Source organism: Methylophilus sp. DMC16, assembly GCF_056314045.1.
In genome coordinates, this window is sequence record NZ_JBQUZC010000002.1 from 328,361 (window position 1) to 351,176 (window position 22,816).

21 protein-coding genes are annotated in these 22,816 nt (G+C 55.7%); 14 read left to right on the top strand and 7 right to left on the bottom strand.

Annotated features, from left to right (window positions below):
- The first annotated feature begins 210 nt into the window (after positions 1 to 210).
- Together ACT53D_RS09760 and ACT53D_RS09765 are read left to right on the top strand one after the other, a co-directional pair.
- Complete coding sequence (locus ACT53D_RS09760; protein ID WP_476155916.1) at positions 211 to 450, top strand: hypothetical protein; 240 nt, start codon at positions 211 to 213, stop codon at positions 448 to 450.
- A gap of 6 nt (positions 451 to 456) precedes the next feature.
- Positions 457 to 771, top strand: coding sequence for a KTSC domain-containing protein (locus ACT53D_RS09765; protein WP_476155918.1), 315 nt, complete (start codon positions 457 to 459; stop codon positions 769 to 771).
- Here ACT53D_RS09765 and ACT53D_RS09770 read toward each other — a convergent pair.
- The 5 genes from ACT53D_RS09770 to ACT53D_RS09790 all read right to left on the bottom strand — a co-directional run bounded on the left by ACT53D_RS09770 (position 747) and on the right by ACT53D_RS09790 (position 6,157).
- Complete coding sequence (locus tag ACT53D_RS09770) at positions 747 to 1,973, bottom strand: MFS transporter (RefSeq protein WP_476155920.1); 1,227 nt, start codon at positions 1,971 to 1,973, stop codon at positions 747 to 749. The genes ACT53D_RS09765 and ACT53D_RS09770 overlap by 25 nt on opposite strands.
- Before the next feature lie 10 nt (positions 1,974 to 1,983).
- Entirely contained in the window at positions 1,984 to 2,331 is a 348-nt protein-coding gene (locus tag ACT53D_RS09775) for a DMT family protein (protein ID WP_194748886.1), read from the bottom strand.
- A 145-nt stretch (positions 2,332 to 2,476) separates the two neighbouring features.
- Positions 2,477 to 3,319, bottom strand: a complete 843-nt coding sequence (locus ACT53D_RS09780) for a hypothetical protein (RefSeq protein ID WP_476155922.1) — start codon at positions 3,317 to 3,319, stop codon at positions 2,477 to 2,479.
- A 157-nt stretch (positions 3,320 to 3,476) separates the two neighbouring features.
- Positions 3,477 to 4,826 carry a sigma-54-dependent transcriptional regulator gene (locus ACT53D_RS09785; RefSeq protein ID WP_476155924.1) on the bottom strand — a complete coding sequence of 450 codons (1,350 nt, stop codon included), beginning with the start codon at positions 4,824 to 4,826 and terminating at the stop codon, positions 3,477 to 3,479.
- Positions 4,811 to 6,157 carry a sensor histidine kinase gene (locus ACT53D_RS09790; RefSeq protein WP_476155926.1) on the bottom strand — a complete coding sequence of 449 codons (1,347 nt, stop codon included), beginning with the start codon at positions 6,155 to 6,157 and terminating at the stop codon, positions 4,811 to 4,813. The genes ACT53D_RS09785 and ACT53D_RS09790 overlap by 16 nt, the downstream gene beginning before the upstream one ends.
- Before the next feature lie 226 nt (positions 6,158 to 6,383).
- On the opposite strand from ACT53D_RS09790, the gene ACT53D_RS09795 reads away from it, so the two are divergent.
- Together ACT53D_RS09795 and ACT53D_RS09800 are read left to right on the top strand one after the other, a co-directional pair.
- Positions 6,384 to 7,769: a DUF1800 domain-containing protein gene (locus ACT53D_RS09795; protein ID WP_476155928.1), complete on the top strand. Its 1,386-nt coding sequence runs from the start codon at positions 6,384 to 6,386 to the stop codon at positions 7,767 to 7,769.
- Positions 7,770 to 7,771: 2 nt separating this feature from the next.
- Entirely contained in the window at positions 7,772 to 8,920 is a 1,149-nt protein-coding gene (locus ACT53D_RS09800; protein WP_476155930.1) for a DUF1501 domain-containing protein, read from the top strand.
- Here the strand turns inward: ACT53D_RS09800 and ACT53D_RS09805 are convergent.
- Together ACT53D_RS09805 and ACT53D_RS09810 are read right to left on the bottom strand one after the other, a co-directional pair.
- The gene (locus ACT53D_RS09805; RefSeq protein WP_379074253.1) at positions 8,866 to 9,423 is read right to left on the bottom strand and encodes a YgjP-like metallopeptidase domain-containing protein; all 558 of its coding nucleotides are present in this window, start codon (positions 9,421 to 9,423) and stop codon (positions 8,866 to 8,868) included. The genes ACT53D_RS09800 and ACT53D_RS09805 overlap by 55 nt on opposite strands.
- 43 nt (positions 9,424 to 9,466) lie before the next feature.
- A complete protein-coding gene (locus tag ACT53D_RS09810; protein WP_379074250.1) occupies positions 9,467 to 9,733 on the bottom strand; it encodes a hypothetical protein in 267 nt (88 codons plus the stop codon).
- Between the two features lie 309 nt (positions 9,734 to 10,042).
- On the opposite strand from ACT53D_RS09810, the gene ACT53D_RS09815 reads away from it, so the two are divergent.
- From ACT53D_RS09815 to ACT53D_RS09860, 10 genes are all read left to right on the top strand, one after another.
- The gene (locus tag ACT53D_RS09815) at positions 10,043 to 11,935 is read left to right on the top strand and encodes a sensor domain-containing diguanylate cyclase (protein ID WP_379074247.1); all 1,893 of its coding nucleotides are present in this window, start codon (positions 10,043 to 10,045) and stop codon (positions 11,933 to 11,935) included.
- A 235-nt stretch (positions 11,936 to 12,170) separates the two neighbouring features.
- Positions 12,171 to 13,682, top strand: coding sequence for a sensor histidine kinase (locus tag ACT53D_RS09820; RefSeq protein ID WP_379074245.1), 1,512 nt, complete (start codon positions 12,171 to 12,173; stop codon positions 13,680 to 13,682).
- 10 nt (positions 13,683 to 13,692) lie between these two features.
- Positions 13,693 to 14,097, top strand: a complete 405-nt coding sequence (locus ACT53D_RS09825; RefSeq protein WP_275357820.1) for a response regulator — start codon at positions 13,693 to 13,695, stop codon at positions 14,095 to 14,097.
- Positions 14,098 to 14,099: 2 nt separating this feature from the next.
- On the top strand, positions 14,100 to 15,854 hold the full coding sequence (locus ACT53D_RS09830; protein WP_476144648.1) for a putative bifunctional diguanylate cyclase/phosphodiesterase: 1,755 nt from the start codon (positions 14,100 to 14,102) through the stop codon (positions 15,852 to 15,854).
- Between the two features lie 157 nt (positions 15,855 to 16,011).
- A complete protein-coding gene (locus tag ACT53D_RS09835) occupies positions 16,012 to 16,191 on the top strand; it encodes a hypothetical protein (protein WP_275357824.1) in 180 nt (59 codons plus the stop codon).
- Positions 16,192 to 16,275: 84 nt separating this feature from the next.
- Positions 16,276 to 17,490 carry a DUF2252 domain-containing protein gene (locus ACT53D_RS09840; protein ID WP_476155934.1) on the top strand — a complete coding sequence of 405 codons (1,215 nt, stop codon included), beginning with the start codon at positions 16,276 to 16,278 and terminating at the stop codon, positions 17,488 to 17,490.
- Positions 17,491 to 17,703: 213 nt separating this feature from the next.
- Positions 17,704 to 18,192, top strand: coding sequence for a BLUF domain-containing protein (locus ACT53D_RS09845; protein WP_275357828.1), 489 nt, complete (start codon positions 17,704 to 17,706; stop codon positions 18,190 to 18,192).
- A gap of 335 nt (positions 18,193 to 18,527) precedes the next feature.
- Positions 18,528 to 20,852 carry an FdhF/YdeP family oxidoreductase gene (locus tag ACT53D_RS09850; protein WP_476155936.1) on the top strand — a complete coding sequence of 775 codons (2,325 nt, stop codon included), beginning with the start codon at positions 18,528 to 18,530 and terminating at the stop codon, positions 20,850 to 20,852.
- Positions 20,842 to 21,204 (top strand): hypothetical protein, encoded by a 363-nt coding sequence (locus ACT53D_RS09855; protein ID WP_476155938.1) that lies wholly within the window; start codon positions 20,842 to 20,844, stop codon positions 21,202 to 21,204. Before ACT53D_RS09850 ends, ACT53D_RS09855 begins: the two co-directional genes overlap by 11 nt.
- 141 nt (positions 21,205 to 21,345) lie before the next feature.
- Positions 21,346 to 22,779: an aminotransferase-like domain-containing protein gene (locus tag ACT53D_RS09860; protein WP_476155940.1), complete on the top strand. Its 1,434-nt coding sequence runs from the start codon at positions 21,346 to 21,348 to the stop codon at positions 22,777 to 22,779.
- Positions 22,780 to 22,816: the final 37 nt, after the last annotated feature.

Consider the following 22,816-nt stretch of genomic DNA (forward strand, 5'->3'; position numbering starts at 1 on the left):
ATCTAACACAGGCAGCTTGCGCCAGGCTTGCGTTAACAGGATTTGTCTGTTGTGAGTGTGCGGGGAAGCGCCTGTTTGACGCAGGCTTGAACTTGCATGCCCGCAATGGCTCAAACCAAAGAGCGCCCTTTTCAAAGATGAAGTGGCCGCACTGAATGCCATCAAGTTGGAGTAAGATGATGGCAGTCCGACACAGGATAAGGAGTAAACATGTTTAGCTTGAAAAAATGGATATGGCGGCAATGGCAGGCCTGGCGCGGTGCAGATCGGGCGTATGCCAAATATCTGGCGCATTTTCAGCATTACCAGTCGCAAGTGGTGGATCCCGTCTTGCAACAAAGCTTGCAACTGCAACCCATGAGCAAAGAAGCGTTTTTGCAAGCCTGGCAACAAAAAGGCCTCAAGCCTGCGGGTAAATCCTGCGGCTGCAAACCCGGCTGCTGCGGCTAGGCCCTGATGGACATGATCAACACGCATGCCGGCAAGTTGCGGGCAATTGGCTATGATGCAGGCAAGCGTGCATTGCGCGTGAGGCTGGAAGACGGCAGCACCCTCGAATATGCCAATGTCGGCGAAAGCGTCTGGCGTAGCTTCAAAAGTGCCAGTGCCCAATGGAGTGACTACCGCGACAACATTGAAGAAGCTTATTGTTACCAACGGGTGAGCCCCTCCGTTACCTCTGCCCCGACCGTGGGCCGCAACCTGCTGGATGATTTGTTCCAGTCACCGCGGGGACAAAGACGCATTCAAGCCCAGCTTGCCGCAGATTGAGCAGCCGTTTGCCTGGCCTGTTGCCACCATAACAATATCGCCAGCACCGCCACCCCCGTTAGCAAGGTAAAACTCATGGTGTAGCCATAACGCTGCGCGACCCAGCCTGCCATGGCCGGACTCAAGGCTGCCCCCAGGCCCTGGATGGTCAACACAAATCCCAGCCCGACATTGAAGTGCCCACTGCCTTGCAACATCTTGGCCACCAGTCCTGGCAAAGCCACCCCTAACAGCCCCGCGCCGACGCCATCTAGTAACTGCACGGGCACCACCGCCCAGGGCGAGTTCCAGGTCGACGCAATCACGCCGCGCACCGGCAAGGCAAGCAAGGCCAGCGTGACCAGCCGTTCGTAACTAAACTGCTCGGCATAACGCCCGGCCAGCAATGCCATGGGGATCATCACCAGTTGCGCAATCATCACCGTCAAAGCCGTAAACAGACTGGCGTTGACCAGACCTTGCGACACCATGGTTTGCCCCAGCAAAGGCAGCATGGCGGCATTGGCCAGATGAAACAGCATCATGATGCAAGCCAGCATCAATAAGGGGCGTGACTGCAGCAATGCCTTCCATACGGCACGGCCAGAATCACTGACCGCAGCATGTGACTCCAGACCGCGCGCCGCATGGTAATCAATCTCCTGCGGGCGAATGCGGCGGATGCACAGCAGCGCCAGCACCGCCATCACCGCCAGTAGCATAAAGACGGCAGACAAGCCCCAGAAATAGCCAAGCACGCCAGCCACGGAGACTGACACCAGGCTACCGGCATGACTCCAGGCCTCGTTCTGACCAAGCTGCCTGGACAAATATTTAGACCCGACCAGGCCCAGGCTGATACTGGCAATCGCGGGCCCAATCATGGCACGGACCACACCGGTAGCGGCTTGCGACAAGGCAATCGCCGCAAACGAGTGCCACAGCAACAACACCAGGCAACCGACCACCATCAGGATGGCGCACACGGACAGCCACAAGCGCTTGGCATGGGTGCGGTCCATCAGGGCACCCGCCGGGATTCCCGCCATCATGGTTGCCAACCCGCCTATGGTCATCACATAGCCAATCTCATCCGCCTGCCAGGATTGTGCCAATAAATACACGCCGAGAAAGGCGCCCAGCCCGTCGCGGACATCGGCCATGAAAAAATTCATCACCGCCAGCCATTGCCGTGAATCTGCAGGCATTTTGAATAGACGCATGCTTTTCTCCTTACACCACAGGGGCTTTAAAGATAAAAAAGGCGCCCAGACCAATGAGGGCAAAGCCGACAACATGGCTGGAGGTGAAATGCTCGCCGAGCGAATACACCGAAAACACGGCAAACACACTGAGCGAAATGACTTCTTGCATGGTTTTGAGCGCCGCCACCGAATACACGGTATGGCCGATCCGGTTGGCCGGCACCGCAAAACAATATTCAAACAGGGCAATCAGCCAGCTCACCACAATCACCACATACAGCGGCTTTTCGGTGAACTTGAGATGGCCATACCAGGCCACTGTCATAAACACATTGGAGATCAATAACAATAGAATCGGGGCTAATTTTGCAATCATGATGCATCCTGTCAAAAGAGTGAGTCCAGCGTGGGCGGCGGCCTTTGGGCAGCACCGCTGTTGCCCAAAGCGATTTAAGTAGCACCTAACTTGCTTAAAGCGCAGGCGACGTCGGATGAAGCGTTGGCCTTGGCTAAATCAGGGACTAGCACTGGCCGGCTACCGCAGCCGCTGGCTGGCAAGCGGGGGCCGCGGGCGCATAGAGTGGCTGCATCGTAGCGGCGGAGCTTCCCATGCGGATCGCCTCCAGCGACACACCATTGGCCGTCTTGGTCCCTAGACCAGCCACCGCAATACGCAGCCCTGGGCGCAACGGCACACTCAGGCTTTCAGGCGGAAAGTGAACAATGCTCTGGTTATCCAGGATGACACCATCGACTTCGCCGCGCGGACCATTCAGGATCAGATCGACCTTGCCTTCCACCTGCAACGGCTGCAATGACTGCGCCCGCAAATGTGGGGGTAACAATGGCAGGTTATTGGCGGGTGGCTGGTCCACCACAATATTGCCGGTGGTCACATTGATAATGGCATCGGCTTTAACAATGGCTGGCGTTTCAGCATGCCCGAGAATACGCACATGCTGACCGGGTTGCACGGCGCCTAGCAAGGCCTGCGAACGGTGCGGGGGGAATTTGACAATCACGTCATTCGCCAAGCGCAAGCCATCCGCTTCCCCATACGGATTAAACAGGATGGACTTGACAGTCGCCTCAGCTACCGCGGGCAGCGCCGCCGTCGCCTGTAAATCCAGCGCGCCTGCAGGCGCAAGCGGAGCGGGGACCATAGGCGCAGGCGCCAGTGGTGCTGATGCGCCTGGTCCCAGATTAAGTGGCGCAGGCGTCAGCGGAGAAGAATTCGCAGCTAAGGGCGGCAAGGCAAATGCTTGCAGGGTCATACTTAGGGTGGTGACGAGCAGCGCGGCACGCAGAGGACGACTGCCGCGTGCAAGATGGCTGCTACGTGTACATACAGAAGAAGTTAACATGAAATGCTCCTTGTCATGGATAGAGGTTATCTCCTCTATTGCAAGGGGCATGCCAGATAAAAAATCATTTTAAATCAATTACTTGAAAAATAAACCCTGGCACACTTGTCCGCTTTGGTGACACAACACTGTCCGCTGGGCGGACAGCTGTCAGCGCTTATGTCAGGCCATGCTCTTCGAGCTTGCGGTAAAGTTGCTGACGGGACAACCCCAGTTTACGCGCCGCTTCACTGCGGTTGTCACCGCTCTCGCGCAATGCGCGTTCTATCATCTCGCGCTCGACTTGCTGCAGGGTCTCGGCCAGCGTGCCGGTGGCGGCGCCACGACCAGAAGCGTCTGCCGCTTGAGGACGTGGCGTAAAAGAAATATGTTCAGCCTCGATCCAGGCATGATGACTCAAAATCTGCGCGCGCGCGATGGTGTTGCGGAGTTCGCGGATATTCCCCGGCCAATCATGTTGTACCAGCTGTTGTGCGGCTTCAGCGGTCAGACGCTTGGGGGTACCCGCAGCTTCACTGGCCAAAAAATGCTGCGCCAGCAGCAACAGGTCTTCACCGCGCGCGCGTAGTGGCGGCAAGGCAATCGGCATCACCTGCAGCCGGTACCATAAATCTTCACGAAACTGCCCGGCGCGGACGGCGGCAGGTAAATCTCTATGGGTGGCAGCAATGATGCGCGCATCCAGCGCAAGCACCGTTTGCGCGCCGACCGGGCTAAACTCGCGCGCCTCCAGCACCCGCAAAATCTTGGCTTGCAGCGCCAGCGGCATATCGCCAATTTCATCGAGGAACAAGGTGCCGCCAGTCGCTTGCCGCAAATAACCTTTACGGTCAGCCACCGCCCCTGTAAACGCACCTTTGACATGCCCAAACAGCTCGCTTTCCATCAATTCTGCCGGGATGGCGGCACAGTTGACGGCGACAAAAGGGCCATGGGCGCGCAAGCTGTTACGGTGCAGTGCGCGGGCCACCTCTTCCTTGCCGGTGCCGGTCTCGCCCAAAATCAGCACGGTTGCTTCGGTCGCCGCAGCCAGGCCGATGTGTTTGAACACCTCGCGCATGCATTCACTGTTGCCAATCAAGCGTTCCGCCGTTGGGTTATCTGCGGTTAGCGTGGCGTCGGCCTCCAGGCTGGACTCAAGGTCAGCGCTGCGCTCGGGCAGTGCGCGTTGCAAGGTTTCCATCAGCTTCTGCCGTGACACTGGCTTGGTCAAATGGTCAAACGCCCCCAGCCGCATGGCCTCAATCGTGTTGCTGCCACTGGCATAGGCGGTAAGCATGATGCAGGGCACCGCCTTGATCGCCTGCGCCTGACGCAAAAACGACAAGCCGTCTTCCCCGGTGAGTTTGAGATCGGTGATCACCAGCTCTACCGGCGCCGTCCGCAAGCAGTGCAGGCCCGCCTGCACATGACTGGCTTCCAGCACATGGTGCCCCAGGTCAGAGAGCATTTCAGCCAGGCTGCTTCTAAAGGCGGGGTCATCGTCAATAATCAGGAGGTGTGCCATGGCAACTCAATCTCAAAACGGGCGCCCGCGGCAGTATCGGCCAAGCGTAGCTCGCCGCCATGCGCCTGGACAATCTCGCGCGCCAGGGCCAGGCCCAGGCCGGTACCACCACTGCGCGCCGTACTAAAAGGTTCAAACACCTGGGGGCGCAAATGCGCGGGCACGCCACTGCCATTGTCGGCCACCCACAATCGCAGGTGCCCCGAAGTGACGCTCTCCAGCCCCAACTCAATCTCGCCTCCCACAGGGATATGCGCCAGCGCATTCAGGATCAGATTGTCCATCACTTGCGCCATTTTATCCGGGTCGAGCACGGCCTGCGCTTGAGCACGTGTCACCACGGCATCACTCAGGGTTAACTTCCAGCGTGCGTGCTGCGCAGTCAAGGTCTCTTGATGCAAGCGGGTCAGGCTGGTCAGCCAGGCGCGCAAATCCACTGCCTGCTTATGTAGTTGCAAGGGATGGGTCAGTGCCAGCAAACTGGAGATCAGGCTTTCGAGGCGCGAGGTTTGCGCCAGCACCGCCTCAAAGGCACTCTGGCTGCGTTGCTGATAGCGCTCAGGGGCCGCGGCCATGGCATTTTCAACCTTCATGCGCATGGTGGCCAGCGGATTACGGATTTCATGTGCCAACCCGGCAGAGACCCGGCCCAGCGTCGCCATGCGCTCAGACTGTGCCAGCTGTTGCATCAGTGTAGCCATCTGGCGCTGCCAGCGCAGCAGCATCCAGGCCAGCCAGGCGCCTGACATCACGACCAGGCCTATCAGCAGCGCTAACGCCAGGCTCAAATGATTGAGTACCTCGGCCTGAATCAGCAACACGCGTTTCATCACCCAGGCGACAGACGTGCCGGGGGCTTGGGTCAGTGGGCAGGCAGCAAACACAATGGCTTCACGCAAGCCGGGGCGCACCTCCAGAATCAACTGGTGGCTGCGGCTGGCTAGTTCGGCGGTGGCAGTGATTTTTTCAAGTTCGGCCACCGGTGGATCACGCTTGACGCCGGTGCCATCATAGGTGGGAAAGGCATATGCAAACACGCCTTGGCCTGGCCGCCAAAAGCCGCCTTCACTGCCAGGCTCTTCGCGCAAGGCAAGATCTATCACCACCTGCCAGCCTGCCTGCGCAGAAGCACTCTCCAGCCTCGCAAGGTGTACCCCATGTTGCATGGCCTGGCAGCTGGCAGCCGCATGCAGCCTGGCCTCAGCAATCTGCGAGGCCGCGCCCTGGCGGCTCAGTTCGATCAACAGCCAGACCAGCAACGCCGAGACGGCCGCAATCACAGCCCAGAGCAGGAGCAGGTCTCGGCGCACCTTGTGGGTATGGGTCTGCATAAAAAGCCTGTGTAGAGTCGATGGTGTGAGTAAGAAGGTTAAAGCGGCAACCACACGGTAGCACATCACTCACAGCGCTTCAATCAGGCTGGCGCTGACAAGCCTTGGCGGCTGACCAAGCGCACCGCAGGACTGTACCCCGTGCGATTGTAAGCCCGCTGTAATCCAGCTTTGTTAGTCTGGCCATGGCTGTTAGTATTTCTGTTCCCACTCACGTCTGGAGTCGATGATGACGGATGACGCATTGATCATTGATCAACGTTTTGGTCTGGGCGCACGCGCCGCGGCCACTACGCCCTCAAATAGTGTCTCGCAGGCATTGCTGGACGAATTTAGCCGTTACCAGGCCTTGCCGCCATTGTGGCAGCAATACCAGCAAGCGCTGCCGTCCATCGAGCAAGAGATGCAGGAAATGCGCATGATCAATCAGGCCGAATCGCCTGAGGACAAACTGCAGTTGCGCCGCCAAATGCGTAACGAAGCGCGGGACAGCTATACCGAGGCAGTCCAGGTGCGGGCACAAGTGGCGCAGCAGACCGATACCCCGTTTGTGGAAAGACTGGTGCATTTCTGGTCCAACCATTTTGCAATCTCGGCACAAAAATCGCAGGTCACACAACTGGCCGGATTGTTTGAACTGCAAGCCATCCGTCCGTTTGTACTGGGCACGTTTAAAGACATGTTGTTTGCGGTCGAGAAGCATCCGGCCATGTTGATCTACCTAGACCAGCAGCAATCACGCGGGCCACAAAGCGAAGCCGTACAACGGCAAATGCGCCGCCAGCCGGACAAGAAAAGCGGCCTCAATGAGAACCTTGCCCGCGAAATTCTGGAACTGCACACGCTGGGCGTGCGCAGCGGTTATAGCCAACAGGACGTGACCGAATTTGCACGCGCCCTGACCGGCTGGACCGTGTCCGGCCCCAAGCTCACAGGCGAGACCGATGCGCGCTATCCTGGCTTTGTCTTTAATGAGCGCGTGCACGAGCCTGATGTCCGTCAGTTACTCGGCAAAACCTATGCGCAACCTGGCGTGCAACAAGCCGAAGCCATCCTCACTGACTTGGCCGCCGCCCCGGCCACGGCCACGCATGTGGCGACCAAACTGGCCTGCCATTTTGCTGGCGACCAGCCACCGCCCGCTCTGATTAACCGGCTACGCGACACCTATCTGCAAACCGGGGGCCAACTTCCGGCACTGTATCGCGTGCTGATAGAAGCGCCGGAGTGCCGCGTGCCCACGCCGGTCAAGTTCAAAACCCCATGGGAGTGGCTGATTAGCAGTGTACGGGCGCTGGACATTGACCTTTCGCATGTCCGCGTCTCGCAAGTCATGACCCAGCTGGGACAACCGATCTGGAAACCAGGCTCCCCCGCCGGTTATGACGATGTGGCCGAAAGCTGGCTCGCCTCCAACGCCTTGTTGCGCCGGGTGGAGTATGCGCAGCGGCTGGCTTCGCTGACCAAGCTGAGCATGCCACCCGCGGTGCTGGCCAATACCGTCCTGCGCGGCAGGCTCAGCCAGGAGACCTTGCAGCAAGTGAGCCGCGCCGAATCTGCGCACACCGGTTTTGCCCTTCTGCTGGTCAGCCCTGAATTTTTAAGGAGATAGCCATGCAGCGCAGACAATTTGTGAAATTATGCGGTGCCGGGCTGGCCGCCTTCTGGCTCCCCAGCTTGAGTTTTGCGGCGGCGGCGACCGAACAACGCTTTATTTTCATCATCCAGCGTGGCGCGGCAGATGGTTTGAACACCGTGATTCCGTATGCAGATCCCGATTACCAGCGCTTGCGTGGCGCCTTGGCCGTGCAAGACATCAATGACACCAAGCTGGACAGCCTGTTTGCGCTACACCCGTCGCTGGTCACGGCCAAGGCGCTTTACCAGCAGCAACATGCACTGTTTGTACATGCGGTGGCCTCTGCCTACCGCGAGCGTTCCCATTTTGACGGGCAGAATGTGCTGGAAAGTGGGGGGACGCGTGCTTATCAGCTTAAAGATGGCTGGTTGAACCGCTTGCTCGGCCTGCTGCCGCCCGCCCAAAACGAGGCGATTGCATTCTCCCCCACCATTCCGCTGGCCTTGCGCGGCAACTATCAGGTCGATGCCTATGCCAGCGCCAAGCTGCCACAACCCTCCGATGATTTACTGTTAAGAGTCAGCCAGCTTTACCAGCAGGATGCCCAATTACATGCCGCCTGGGAAAGTGCGATGCAAGTCGAGAATATGGCGGACAAAGGCATGCAAGGACAAAACAGCCAGCAGCCAGCAGCGCTGGGTAAAATGGTTGGTGATTTTTTAAGCCGGCCAGACGGCCCGCGCATTGCCATGCTGGAAACCGGCGGCTGGGATACCCATAGCGCCCAAAACAGCCGTCTGAGCAAACAGTTGTCCGACCTGGACACTCTGCTCGCCAGCCTGCAAACCAATCTGGGGAGTCACTGGCAGCAAACGCTGATCATCGTCGCCACCGAATTTGGCCGCACCGCCGCCGCCAATGGGACAGGCGGCACCGACCATGGCACAGGCGCCGCCATGCTGGCGTTTGGGGGCGCCCTGCCCGCCATCACGGCAAGCAATCGAAGCTGGCCAGCCGGCAAAGTCATCGCCGACTGGCCCGGCCTCAAAGACAGCCAGCTGTATCAGGGGCGCGACTTGCAACCCACACTGGCGCTGGATAAGGCAATCACGGCATTGGTGAGCGCACACTATGGCTTGGAGCCAGGCAAGGTGGCCCGCACACTGTTTCCGGCATCCAGCTGATGTTTTTGCAGGGCGGCCCATAACAAATACACCCGGCAATCAAACTCATATTGCATGTAGTCGGGTTCCATATGCAGACAGAGCTGGTAAAACGCCTTGTCATGCTCGCGCTCTTTGAGATGTGCCAGTTCGTGTACCACGATCATGTTGAGAAATGCCAGCGGCGCCGTTTTAAAAAAAGCCGAAATCCGGATTTCTTTTTTGGCTTTGAGCTTGCCGCCCTGCACCCGCGAAATGGCGGCATTGAGCCCCAGTGTCTGCTTTTCTATGGTGAGCCGGTTGTCGAAATAGACCTTGTCGAGCAAGGGCGCGTTTTTCAAATAGCGCTGCTTGAGCGCATTACAAAAATCATACAGCGCCTTGTCACTTTGAATCGTGTGCGTCTCGGGATAACGCTGCTGCAGATAATTGCCCAGTTGGCCCTGGGCATGCAACTGGGCAATTTGCGCACGTAAATGCGCGGGATACCCCGGCAGAAATTGTTGAATCAAGGTCGCAGACATGCCGCCATTTTAAACGGCAACGGCCACAACATTCAAAAATCAGTTACATTGAAAAATCGGAAGACAAATCCATGGTGTTGGGACCAGTGTCCTCCTGATAGGTAGATGTCGTCACCGGCGGTGCTGACGCCCGTTTCCAGGCATCATATGCCTGTTGATCGACAGGACTCAGCTGCGCGATGGCCTCCGCATTCAGGCTCGCAAAAGGGCGGCCATCTTGCGTCGTCGCGCCCGCATCTGCCGCGCAGGCCACCCCGACCACTGCAGACAAGATCGTCGCCAATATCCATACATTAGTGAAAAGTCTCATTGTTGGCCTCTTGCATACCTATGACCGCATAGACTAAGCCAGCTGCCGCCAGGCCACAACGGGAAAGCTTCCTGTTAACAGCCGCTTAAACCAGTTCATCCTGCGTCAGGCCAATCAAACCATCACAGGCCGGCCAATTTTCTGCCTCATCTACCGTCGCGCATGCGCGGTATCCATCAAAAATGCCATGAACACTGCGTACGTGCAAAGACCATATAGATATCGCGTAAATATTGCAGTATGCTAATTACTCTGCTATGGACAATCGCACTTCGCCCTGGTCAACATTGGTAGCGCAAAAAACATCGCATGATCACGCATAAAAAGTTATTAACTCGCTTGACCGTTGTGCTCTGGATAGAACTTGTGCTCGCACTGTCTGTGCTTGGCGGCTTGATTGCGCTCAATATTTACCATGAGCATGCGCAAATTGAAGCGAATGAACGCGACCGCCTGATTACGCAAGCCAATGTCATTTCAAAAAACCTGGCCTTCCAGTTTCAAGGCGCCAATCAAGCCTTACTGGCCATTATTCAAGAAATCCCGGAGTGGAAACATCAACAGCAAGTCGCGACCAAACGCTTGACAACCATGGCGAGCACCATGCCAGGAATACGGGGATTTGACGTGTTTGATGCCGATGGAACACTGATATACACTAGTTTTCCAGAATATCTCGGCATGAACTTCAGTTACCGTGATTATTACCAGACCGCCCGGCGGGTTAGTGATCCCGACAGGCTTTACGTTTCCCCTCCTTTCACCGGCATGAGCGGTAACTATATACTCAACCTGACCCGGATCATTCCTGGCAAGCAAGGTGAATTTTCCGGGATTGTCACTGCCATCCTGGATCCCGAATACTTTAAACCGCTGCTAGCCTCTGTGTTATACACGCAGGATAGCCGCAGTTCCCTGATACACAGCAAAGGCGTGCTGTTCATGAGCGTGCCCGATAACGGGCTCAAGCCGGGCACAAATCTGGCAACCCCTGGTTCATTTTTTACCCGGCATATCCAAAGCGGCAAAGCGGTGACCGTATTTAGTGGTCAATTATATTCAACCCGGCAGCAGCGTATGGTGGCTCAAACCACACTGGCCCCCGGCGACCTCAAACTGCATAGCACACTCATGGTAGCGGTCAGCCGCGACCTTGAACGCATTTTTAGATACTGGTACGAAAATGCCATGATTCAGATCATCTGTTTCAGTATTTTTGCACTCTTTACATTCACTATGTTGTTTGTATTCCAACGCCGTGAAAGCAAACACGCGCGAATGGCGGCTGAACATTCACACGCCCTGTTTCAATCCGAAAAACTGTTTCGCTCAACCTATGACTCCGCAGCCATCGGCATGGCTTTGCTAGGCCTCGATGGCAGGTTTATGCAGGCAAATCGGGCCTTATGCCATATGCTGGGGGAAGATGAAGCGGCGTTATGCCAGAAAACCATCCAGCAGATCACCCACCCTGACGACCACCAACTTGACCATCTGCTGCTGGACTCGCTGCTCACTAGCCAGCGAGATAACTATCAGGTAGAAAAGCGCTTTTTTCATAGCCAAGGTCATACGCTTTGGGTATTGTTGACCTACTCCTCCATTAAAGATGAAGCCGGCCAGCTCCAGCACTTTGTCGTACAAATACAAGATATTACTGAGTACAAGGCGCTACAGGAAAAATTGCAGAAGCAAGCCAATCAAGACTTTTTAACCGGATTGCCCAATCGACGCCACTTTATCCAAGAGGCCAATATCGCGCTGGCAAGACTCAAACGCCGTGGCGGCGCCATCGCTTTATTGATGATAGACATCGATCATTTCAAGAAAATTAATGACAACTATGGCCACCAGGCTGGCGATGTTGTATTGCAAGCGTTTGCCCGGCAATGTCAGACGCAGCTGCGCGATATTGATTTGATCAGCCGCTACGGTGGCGAAGAGTTTGCGATCTTGTTGCCCGACACGCAGAAAGAACAAGCGATAGAAATCGCTGAGCGCTTGCGAACGACTGCAGCCAACACCGAAATGCACCTTGGAAATCACCGCGCTCTTCATCTGACAATTTCGATTGGCTTAGCTGCCACCTCTGATACCAGCACCAGCTTGGAAAAGCTGCTGGTCAAGGCAGATGCGGCCCTCTATCACGCCAAACAGTCAGGACGTAACGCCGTCAGTGTTGCGCAAGCAGACGCCCCCTGACAGCCCTGCTCCGCATGAAATAACCACCTCCGCAAGGGTAGTCACCCTTTTGGACTATCCCGGAGTCCGTCAGATGCGTGTAAAATTTAACGCATTACAAAAACAAAGCTTAGCCCGCTGCACGTTTAGATTTGCAGCAAAACCGGTGTCGCGACACGCAGATGACGCATGCCCCAAGTGAGTAATGAGTATCAATGATTAAAAACATAAATGCAGTCACCATGGGAGATTGGGTATGCATGATGAAAGTGGAGACGTTGCGCGTGCCAATCTGCGCTTCCGACAAGTAGTAGAAGCCGCCCCGACCGCCATGGTGATGGTAAACAGTCGCGGCCTGATCGAACTCGTCAATACACAGACAGAGCTCATTTTTGGCTACCCAAGAGAAGAGTTGCTGGGACAAAGCATAGACATTTTGTTACCTGAGCGCTTCCGCCAACAGCATCCGCATCATCGCGCCGCCTTTTTCTCAGACCTCAGACCTCGCGCTATGGGTAGCGGACGTGACTTGTATGGCCGCCGCAAGGATGGCACCGAGTTTCCTGTCGAGGTCGGGCTCAATCCCATCGAAACCGATGATGGCGTCAAAGTCTTGTCAGCCATTACCGACATTTCGGCACGCAAGCGCATGGAAGCGCGCTTTCGCCAGGTCGTCGAAGCCGCGCCCAATGCCATGGTGATGGTGAATAAAAATGGCTTGATCGAAATGGTCAATCCGCAAACAGAACGTATTTTTGGCTACCCGCGCGAGGAGCTGCTGGGGCAATCCATAGATATGTTGCTGCCCGAGCGCTTGCGCCATCAGCATGCCCATCACCGGGCCTTCTTTTTTTCCGAGCTGAGCCCGCGGGCGATGGGCACCGGGCGGGACTTATATGGCCGCCGCAAGGACGGCAGTGAGTTTCCTGTCGAGGTCGGGCTTAATCCGATAGAAACCGATGACGGCGTCAAGGTGCTGTCGGCCATTACGGACATTTCTGCCCGTGTTAAAGCCAGTGAAAAGCTGGCGCAACACCGTGACGAGCTGGAGCGCAGCAATAAAGAATTGGCCACTTTTGCCTATGTGGCCTCCCACGACCTCAAGTCCCCATTACGCGGCATTTTCCAAATTTCGCACTGGATCGAAGAAGATCTCAACCAGGGCAAAGTGGAGGCCATTAGTGGTCACATGTCCCTGTTGCGCGGACGGTTGCGCAGAATGGAACGCCTGCTGGATGATTTACTGGCCTATTCGCGCGCCGGACGTTTGGAAGGCAGCGTCAGCCAGGTCGACCTTGGCAAAGTAGCGCAGTCCATTTTTGAGATGCAAGCCCCGCCTGCAGGCTTTAGCCTGAAGATGGCAGACGATTTGCCCACGTTTTATACGCTGGCCACCCCGCTGGAACAGGTGCTGCGCAATCTGTTTAGCAACGCCATCAAACACCACGATCAAACACGCGGCAGCATTCAGTTGCAATGGCAGCAGGCCAACCCGCATTACTATGAGTTCAGCGTCATTGATGATGGGCCGGGTATCTCTCCAGAATACCAGGAGCGGGTTTATATCATGTTCCAGACCTTGAAGCCGCGCGATGAGGTTGAAGGCAGCGGCATGGGATTGGCGCTGGTTAAAAAAATCGTCGAAGCCTATGGGGGCAGTACCAGCATCCGCTCCGATGGTCAGCGAGGCTGTGCCATCACATTCACTTGGCCGATCAATATCGAAGAAAGGTTGATGCGTGCAAATCCCGCCCAAACATCGTTATAAGGAAATATCGTTGCTGATTGTTGACGATGACGACATTGATGCCATCTCGCTGGAGCGCGCATTACGCAAATTAAGACTGTTGAACACCCTGTTTCGTGCCCGCGATGGCCGTGAAGCGCTGGAGTTGCTGCGTTCGGGCCAGATTCCTGCACCCTATATTATCCTGCTTGACCTGAATATGCCGCGCATGAATGGCCTCGAGTTTCTGGAAGCCTTACGCACGGATCCATTATTAACCCATGCTGTGGTGTTTGTGCTGACGACGTCAAAATCAGACGAGGACCTGGTCGCAGCCTACCGCAAACATGTCGCGGGCTATGTCTTCAAGCAGCACATGGACCGCGACTTTATGGAAGTCATGGGGCTAATTGAGCATTATTGGCGCATTGTTGAGCTGCCAGCCACGAAGGAGTAACCATGCGCCTGCTACTGGTAGATGATGATGAATTGGACCGCATGGCGGTGGTACGGGTGTTGCAAAACCCATCACTGGTGAAGGATATTGTGCATGCAAATACCGCGGTCAAGGCCTTGAAACTGTATGAAGAAAACGATTTTGATATCGTACTGCTCGACTACCGCCTGCCCGATATGGAATGTCTGGATGTGTTAAGCCAACTCACACAACACACAGAAAAGCAGGCCGCCGTCGTAATCCTGACCGGCATGGAAGATAACGAGACCATAGAAAGAAATTGCATCTTCGCCGGGGCCCAGGATTTTTTACTCAAAAAAGAATTGTCTGAGAGACACCTGACCAAAGCGCTGGTACACGCGCAAGCCCGCCATGCCCTGAACAACAAGTTGATTGAAACGCACAAGCGATTGAAGTATCTGGCAGAGAATGACCCGATGACCGGATTATCGAACAGATATTATTTTGAAGAGCATTTGCGCAATGCCATGCAACGTGCGCATCGCCTCAACGTTCAACTCGGCTTAATTTATCTGGACATTGATAATTTCAAGTTGGTCAATGACAGCCTGGGACATGACTCTGGCGATCACCTGCTGAAGCAAGTCGCACAGCGACTGCAGGAAGTGGTCAGAGAAGGCGACATGGTCTGCCGCCTGGGAGGGGACGAGTTTGCCATTATCGTGCACGATCTGGAAAATGAAACCGCCATCGGCGCCTTATCGCAGCGCATCCTCGAACAGGTGCGTGAGCCTTTTGCGCTGAATCAAACCGAACAATTTATTACCTGCAGCATAGGCATTGCCACCTTTCCCCGCTGCGCAAGCACGGCAGAAGACATGTTAAAGCGTGCCGACCTGGCGATGTATCATGCCAAGCGTGCAGGGCGAAATGGCTTTCACTTTTTCAGCGAAGTACTGCAAGAGCAGATTATCCATCGCATGATGGTAGAGAACGAACTGCGTTCGCAACGCCTGCAAAACCAGTTGGTGCAGTACTACCAACCGGTATTGAATGCACAAGACTTTACCGTGTGCGGTGCAGAAATGCTCATGCGCTGGCAGCATCCCACGCAAGGTCTGCTGCCACCGGCGGTCTTTATCGATGTGGTGGAAGAGCTTGGCTTTTTTGCCGAGATCGACAGCAGAAACCGGCAACTGGCCTGCTTACAGTTTGCACGCTGGCGCCAGAACGGTCTGATTGACGCGGACTGCGTACTCGCAGTGAATGCCAGCGCGCAATGGTTACAACATGAACACATGCTGACTGAAATTGAGCGTGATTTAAGGCAGATTGACCTGCCTGGCAGCTGTTTGTTACTGGAGGTTACCGAAAGTGTACTGGTGTCTGACTTTAACAAAACCTCGGCAAGACTCCGTCACCTCAAGCAGTTTGGGCTCAAGGTGGCACTGGATGATTTTGGCATAGGCTACTCGTCCATGACCTATTTGAAACACCTGCCTGCCTCTATCCTGAAAATAGACCGCAGTTTTGTGCAAAATGTGCCAGAAAATGAGGCGGATTGTCGCCTGCTCAAAGCCATGATCGTCATGGCCAAAAGTCTGGATCTTGAAGTCATTGTCGAGGGCATAGAAACCCTGCCACAAGCCACCCTGTGCCGAGCACTGGGTGCAGACAAGCTGCAAGGATTCCTGTTTGCAAAACCCTTGTCGCCTGAGGACTTTGAACATTTTTTAAGCTCGCATCAGCCAGCCCGTTACCTGTCACTGTATGGCGAGCCAGACCAGGCAGGATGAGTTAACATTGATCAGGCAAGCGCCCAGCCATCCACACATCATTTTCAGCAGGCGCCACAAAACTTAGTGATCCGATTGATACTCGAAACAGACATACATAGATTGCAGCAGGCGCTCAAGCCTGTTCACAGCCCCCGACGATGATGGAGAATCCGCCATGACCCAAGACCTCAAAACATCCAAGCTCGAAGCGCACTTGCAAGCCATCGAGGCCCATAAAAGCCTGCTGGAGAAACTGCATTTACATGATAACCAACCGCTGGATGAGGTGAATGCCTCACTGCAAAGATTGACGCTGACGCTGGAGGAATATCTCAAGCTGGTCGGCCTGCCTTAAACCGTTGCGTGCTGAAAGCCCCTAGCATCCCTTTCAGAACCAGCCTCGCGCAGACAACGCTTTGTACCCTTTTCCGGAACCGCCATGCCTATTTTAGACAGAATCCAACACTACAACGCCGGCCGCGACCCTGAGCGTCTGCACATGAAACTGGCCGCCATGTGCAAAGACCCGTTTGTGTTTTTGCGCGGCACCTGCCATTTGTTTTATGAAGACTGGCACCCAGCCCTCGCAAAGCTAAAAAGCCCTGCCGCCTGGATTTGCGGCGACCTGCATCTGGAAAACTTTGGCAGCTACAAAGCCGAAAACGGCCTAGCCTATTTTGACCTCAACGACTTTGATGAAGCCGCCCTGGCGCCTTGCCTGTGGGAGCTGACGCGCTTGCTGACCAGCCTGCTGGTCGCCCAGGACACACTCAAGCTCAAACCCAAACAAACCACTGCACTGCTTGACATCATGGTGCAGAACTACGCGCAGGCACTGGCGGAAGGCAAACCCAAATGGGTAGAGCGCAAAACGGCCCGTGGCTCGATCAGGCATCTGTTGTCAGACTTGAGCAAGCGCAGCAATCAGGCCTTTATCGAAAGCCGGACCAATGCCAAAGCACCGGATACACTCCTGATAGACGGCAAACGTGCGCTGGCCTTGGACAAAGCGCAAAAACAAGCCGCTTTGGAAAAATACATGAAGGCCATGCAAGTGCAGGATAAAAAAGAATTCTTTTATCCGCTGGATATTGCGCGCCGCATTGCCGGCACTGGCAGCCTGGGCCTGGAACGCTATGTCGTGCTGGTGAACGGCAAAGGGCCAGAGCGCCGCGCACTTATAGACATGAAAGCCAGCAACCAGAGTGCACTGAGCCCTTACCTGAACACCGCAGCAATCAAACTCACGCAACCTGACTGGACACTGGAATCTCAACGCGTCGCGACCATACAGGCTGGCGCCCAAATCCTGCCGCCTGCCCTTCTCAAAGCCGTGTGCGTAGACAAACAGTCTTATTTGATCAAAGCGCTGCAACCCTCGCAAGACCGGGTAGACCTCACGCAGTGGGATGGCAAACTCAGCGTGCTGGATAATATTTTTGCCAGTATGGCCGCCCTCACCGCCTGGGCTCATTTACGCAATGCCGGTTATCTGGGCGCCGCCAACCGCGAAGCCTTGATGGCGTTTGGGGCGCAAGTCGCCGACTGGCGAGGCCCCGTACTCACGCTGGCTAAACAGGTGGCCGATCAGACCATTCATCAATGGCAGGACTATGTGAGCGCCTACCAGGCCGCCTTCAAGAAATCCTCTTAATTCTGAAGGATCAGTGACGCCCAAGGCTGCTTGAATACGGGTGCCGCCTGCTTTATGCCATGCGTCATGGCCGCACGCTTTTTAGTCCAGTCGCGAGCCGAGATGTGGTGCTTAAGTTTGTCTGCGTAGCTTCAGGCATGCGCTCCCATCCACCCAGAACCTTCGCCCAAGCAAACGGGTCATAGTGTTTGTCTGTTTCATCAAGGAACTGCCATGGACCATGATCCGATACAGGAAAACGACCTCGTAATGCTGAGCTATACCAGCATTGCCGACCACCTGATGTCCAGCCAGGAGCTGATCCAGCTTCTGGCGATGGCGCGAGAGAACAACCGCCACCTGCACATCACCGGCATGCTGCTGTATATGGAAGGATGTTTCTTTCAAGTGCTGGAAGGGGAGCGGGCGGTGATCGATGCCCTCTATGAAAAAATCGCGCATGATCAGCGCCACCATCATGTGATGAAGCTGATTGAAGAACCCATTGATGCGCGCAGTTTTAACGACTGGAGTATGGGGTATCGCCATGTGACGCGTGAAGACTTGGCTCATGTGACTGGATTGACCGACTTTTTGGATAGGGATCAACCCGGTTTTGACGGCATGCACAGTGAGCGGGCAAAAACCCTGATCAACGCATTTAGACAGGGTCGCTGGCAGACACGTAATACCCAACAATACCGTTATCAGCACGTCGCCTAAGTCTGCTGCTTCATCTACGTGCACACCTCAACCTCACGTGCACAACACAGGTCTCCACATGGGCGGTGTTGCCTGGGTCAAACACTCCCGCAACGCTGCTCGGATTCACGTTTAAGGAATGGCGTTTTGACTGAAAACCACGCCTGACCCTGCAGGAATCAGAATCGCTGCCGTAATAACTGTATCCTAAAAATTAGGGCGGTTCTGTGTCTGTTTTTGTTGCCTCAACCTGACTACGATAAACACCATCCGCAATCCGCGCAACCCACTGACAGACAAGTTGAATCTCGCCTGTTGTCACTGTTAAACGTACTGACGCAATCTTACTGGAAACTATGTCGCAATCCAAAGCTGTGATTAAACCGTATCACCACCCGGCCGCTGGCTGGGGCGCATTGAAGCAAGTGGCCGCCCAACTGGCGCTGCAAAAAATCCCGGTCAAAGGCGTGATGACGCTATTGTCACAAAACCAGCCCGATGGCTTTGACTGCCCAGGTTGTGCCTGGCCGGACAAAGAGCACACCTCTACCTTTGAGTTTTGTGAAAACGGCGTGAAGGCGGTGGCCGCCGAAGCCACGGCCAAACGTGTTCCACCGGCTTTTTTTGCCCAGCATACGGTGACGGAACTGATGGGCTGGAGCGACTTCGACCTGGAAAATGAAGGCCGCCTGACCCACCCCATGCGTTATAACGCGGTCACCGACAAATATGAAGAAGTGTCCTGGGACGAGGCCTTTGCGCTGATGGCAACACAGCTTAACGGTCTGGATCATCCAGATGAGGCCGTGTTTTACACCTCGGGCCGCGCCAGCAATGAAGCCGCCTTTCTCTACCAGCTGTTTGTGCGTGCATTTGGCACCAACAACTTTCCTGATTGCTCCAACCTGTGCCATGAATCCACCAGTATTGCCTTGCCTGCCACGGTGGGCATCGGCAAAGGCTCAGTGACCCTGCATGACTTTGAGCATGCCGATACGCTGCTGATTTTTGGCCAAAATCCGGCCACCAACCATCCGCGCATGCTGGGTGAGTTACGTGAAGCGGCTAAACGCGGCGCACGCATTGTCGCCATCAACCCGCTCAAAGAGCGTGGCCTGGAACGTTTTGCCGACCCGCAAAGCCCGTTTGACATGCTGAGCTTTAAAGGCAGCAAGATCAGCAGCCTGTTTATCCAGCCCAAGCTGGGCGGGGACCTGGCGCTGATCAAAGGCATGATCAAATTCGTCATCCAATGGGATGATGAAGCCATTCTGCATGGCACCGAGCGCGTGGTCGATGTCGATTTCATTGCCGAACACACCAACAACTTTGCCGAGATTGCCGCAGATGCGCGCCAGGAAAGCTGGGAGGTCATCGTTGAAGAATCCGGCGTCCCCTTGGCACAGATTGAGGAAATTGCCCGCATTTATGCTACCGGTGATCGCGTCATTGCGACCTGGGGCATGGGCATTACCCAGCACAAACATGGCGTCGCCACCATTAAAACCCTGGTCAACCTGATGCTGTTGCGCGGCAATATCGGCAAGGAAGGCGCAGGCCTATGCCCGGTACGCGGCCATAGCAATGTGCAGGGCAATCGCACGGTAGGCATTTATGAAAAAATGCCGCTGGAGTTTCTGCAACGGCTGGACCAGGTGTTTGACCTCAATGTCCCCAAAGCGCCAGGTTATGATGCGGTAGGCGCCATCGAAGCCATGATTGCAGGCAAAGTGAAATTCTTTTTTGGCCTGGGCGGTAACTTTTCAATCTCCACGCCAGATACTGACCGCACCTGGCAAGGCATGCGCAATTGCGAGATGACCGCGCATGTCACCACCAAGCTCAACCGTAGCCATCTGGTGCATGGTAAACAGGCCTTGATACTGCCCTGTTTGGGTCGCACCGAAGTCGACACGCAAGCCACAGGCCCGCAAGGCGTGACCGTGGAAGACTCCATGAGCATGGTGCATATTTCGTATGGCATGAACAAACCTGCTTCCCCGCACTTGTTGTCAGAGCCCGCGATTGTAGCGCGCCTGGCCGCAGCAACGCTCAAGGCAAGCAGCATCCCCTGGCTGGCGCTGATTGAGGATTACAGCAAAATCCGTGACCTGATTGAACAAACGCTGCCGGTGGCGTTTAAAGACTATAACGAGCGCATCAAACGCCCAGGGGGATTCCGCCTGCCCGTGCCGTCTAGCGAGCGCATCTGGAATACCGCCTCTGGCAAGGCTGAGTTCACGCTGCAAGCCATCCCTAAAAACTCGCCCATCCATCAGGCCCGTGAGCAATATGGCGATCAGTTATTTGTACTGATGACCACCCGCTCACATGACCAGTACAACACCACCATTTATGGCATGGATGACCGCTATCGCGGCGTCTTTGGCGAGCGCCGTGTCATTTTCATGAACCCGGCCGATATCACACGCCAGGGCCTGCAAGCCGGGGACTGGATCAACCTGGTCAGCGTCTGGCAGGATGGCATCACGCGCCGCGCAGACAGATTTTTGGTGGTGGCTTACGATATTCCGGCAGGCTGCCTGAGTGGCTATTACCCGGAAACCAATAACCTGGTGCCGCTGGAAAGCGTAGCCGACGATTCGCGCACCCCGACCTCCAAATCGATTCCGGTGATCATCGAGAAAACCACTGCCCCCGAGGTCGCCCATGCTGCTTGAACGTGACCACACCCTACAGTCCATGCTCGAGGCAGAGGTGACGCTGCCCACTGCGGTTGAAGACTCGCAGGCTCGGGAAGACAGTTCAATCAACCTGACCCCGCTGGACCCGAGTGCGGTCATGCTGCTCAGCATCCTCGAATGCCTGTATGCGGAACACAGCCAGGGCCGCGCGCACATGCCGCTGGCCGCGCTATGCAAACGTCTCGAGCTGCGCATGAGCACACTGCAGCGACTGTTAACTGCGCTCGATGACCAGGCGCTGGTCAAGGTATGCGCACAAAAGGACCGGCTGGTGGCCAGTCTGACTGCCACTGGGGCTGAGGTTGCGCTGGCCTTGCAAACAGCCTGATCTTTTTTAACTCACCCAGGTGCGTTTAAACAGGGCAAGCGTGTTTAAACGCAGGCTGTTGTATCGTTGTTCTGGAAAATCCTCGCCCGCTGGCTTCACGTATAATGGTGAACATCTTGATACTCGCAAGCCTTGCCATCCATGAAGCTTTACGTCTCGCTCGCCGCCCGCATCCGCGCCATGATAGACGAAGGCGTCTTGCGGCCAGGTGAAAAAATCTTCTCGGTACGGCAAGCCAGCCAGCAATATGGCTTGAGTATCAGCACGGTGTTGCGTGCCTATTTGTTGCTGGAGCAAGAAGGCGTCATCAGCAGCCATCCGCAATCCGGCTATTACGTCACCCCACGCAAACGCCTGCAGCAAAAGGCCGCCTCGCCGTTAGCCAAAGACCTGAATCTGGCCGAAGTCGACGCCAGCAAGTTAGTCCTCACTACGCTTAAATCCATCCGCGAATTTGGCACAGTGCCGCTGGGGTCACCATTTCCTGATCCGCAGCTATTCCCGCTCAAAAAAATCCACCAGTATGAAAAAGCGCTGACCGATGACCAGGGCGAATGGGGTGTCTTGAGTGATTTGCCCCCAGGCAACGAGTTATTACGCCAGCAGATTGCGCGGCGTTACCTGGCGCATGGCATGGATGTGTCGCCCGATGATATTGTCATTACCCACGGCGCAACCGAGGCGATTACCCTGTGCCTGCAAGCGGTGGCTAAAGCGGGCGATACCATCGCACTCGAATCGCCCGGCTACTATGCGCTGGCACATACGGTAGAACGCCTGGGCATGAAAGTCGCCGAGCTACGCACTGACCCACTGACGGGCATAGACCTCGACGCCTTGCAGGCCGTGAGCAACAACGTGCGCATTGCCGCCGTCATCCTCACCACAAACTTCCAGAATCCGCTCGGCTTTGCCATGCCAGAAGCCAAAAAGCAGGCACTGGTGAGCTTTCTGGCAGCGCAGCAAATCCCGCTGATTGAAGATGACGTGTACAGCGAGCTCTATTTCAGTGACACGCCGCCCAAGCCGGCCAAAGCCTATGACCAGCAAGGCATGGTGCTGCATTGTTCGTCCTTCTCCAAATCGCTGGCGCCTGGCTACCGCGTCGGCTGGACCGTGGCCGGACGCTACCGTCAGGAAGTCGAGCGGCTCATGTTTCTCAACAGTCTGTCACTGCCTTCGCCGCCACAAATTGCCATCGCCAAATTCATGCAGCGCGACAGCTTTGAGCAGCACCTCAAACAATTGCGCCACACCCTGCGCTCCAACTACGTGCTGATTCGCAACGTGATCGAGCAAAGTTTTCCGGCGGGCACTCAGCTGTCCGTGCCACAAGGCGGTTATGTGATCTGGGTCAAACTGCCACCCAGCATTGATGCGCTTGCCCTTTACCGTGCCGCGATTGATAACGGCATCACCGTCGCGCCAGGCACCATCTTCTCGCGCAAAAAAGAATTCACGCACTACATCCGCCTTAACTTCAGTCACTTGTGGACACTGGCCATTGAACAGGCCGTGCGTGAAGTGGGTGCGCTGGCGAGTGCCATGCTGGTCAACGATTCATCCGCGCAGTGACTACCCCCGATGCTTGAGGGCAGTGCACCAATGGCCG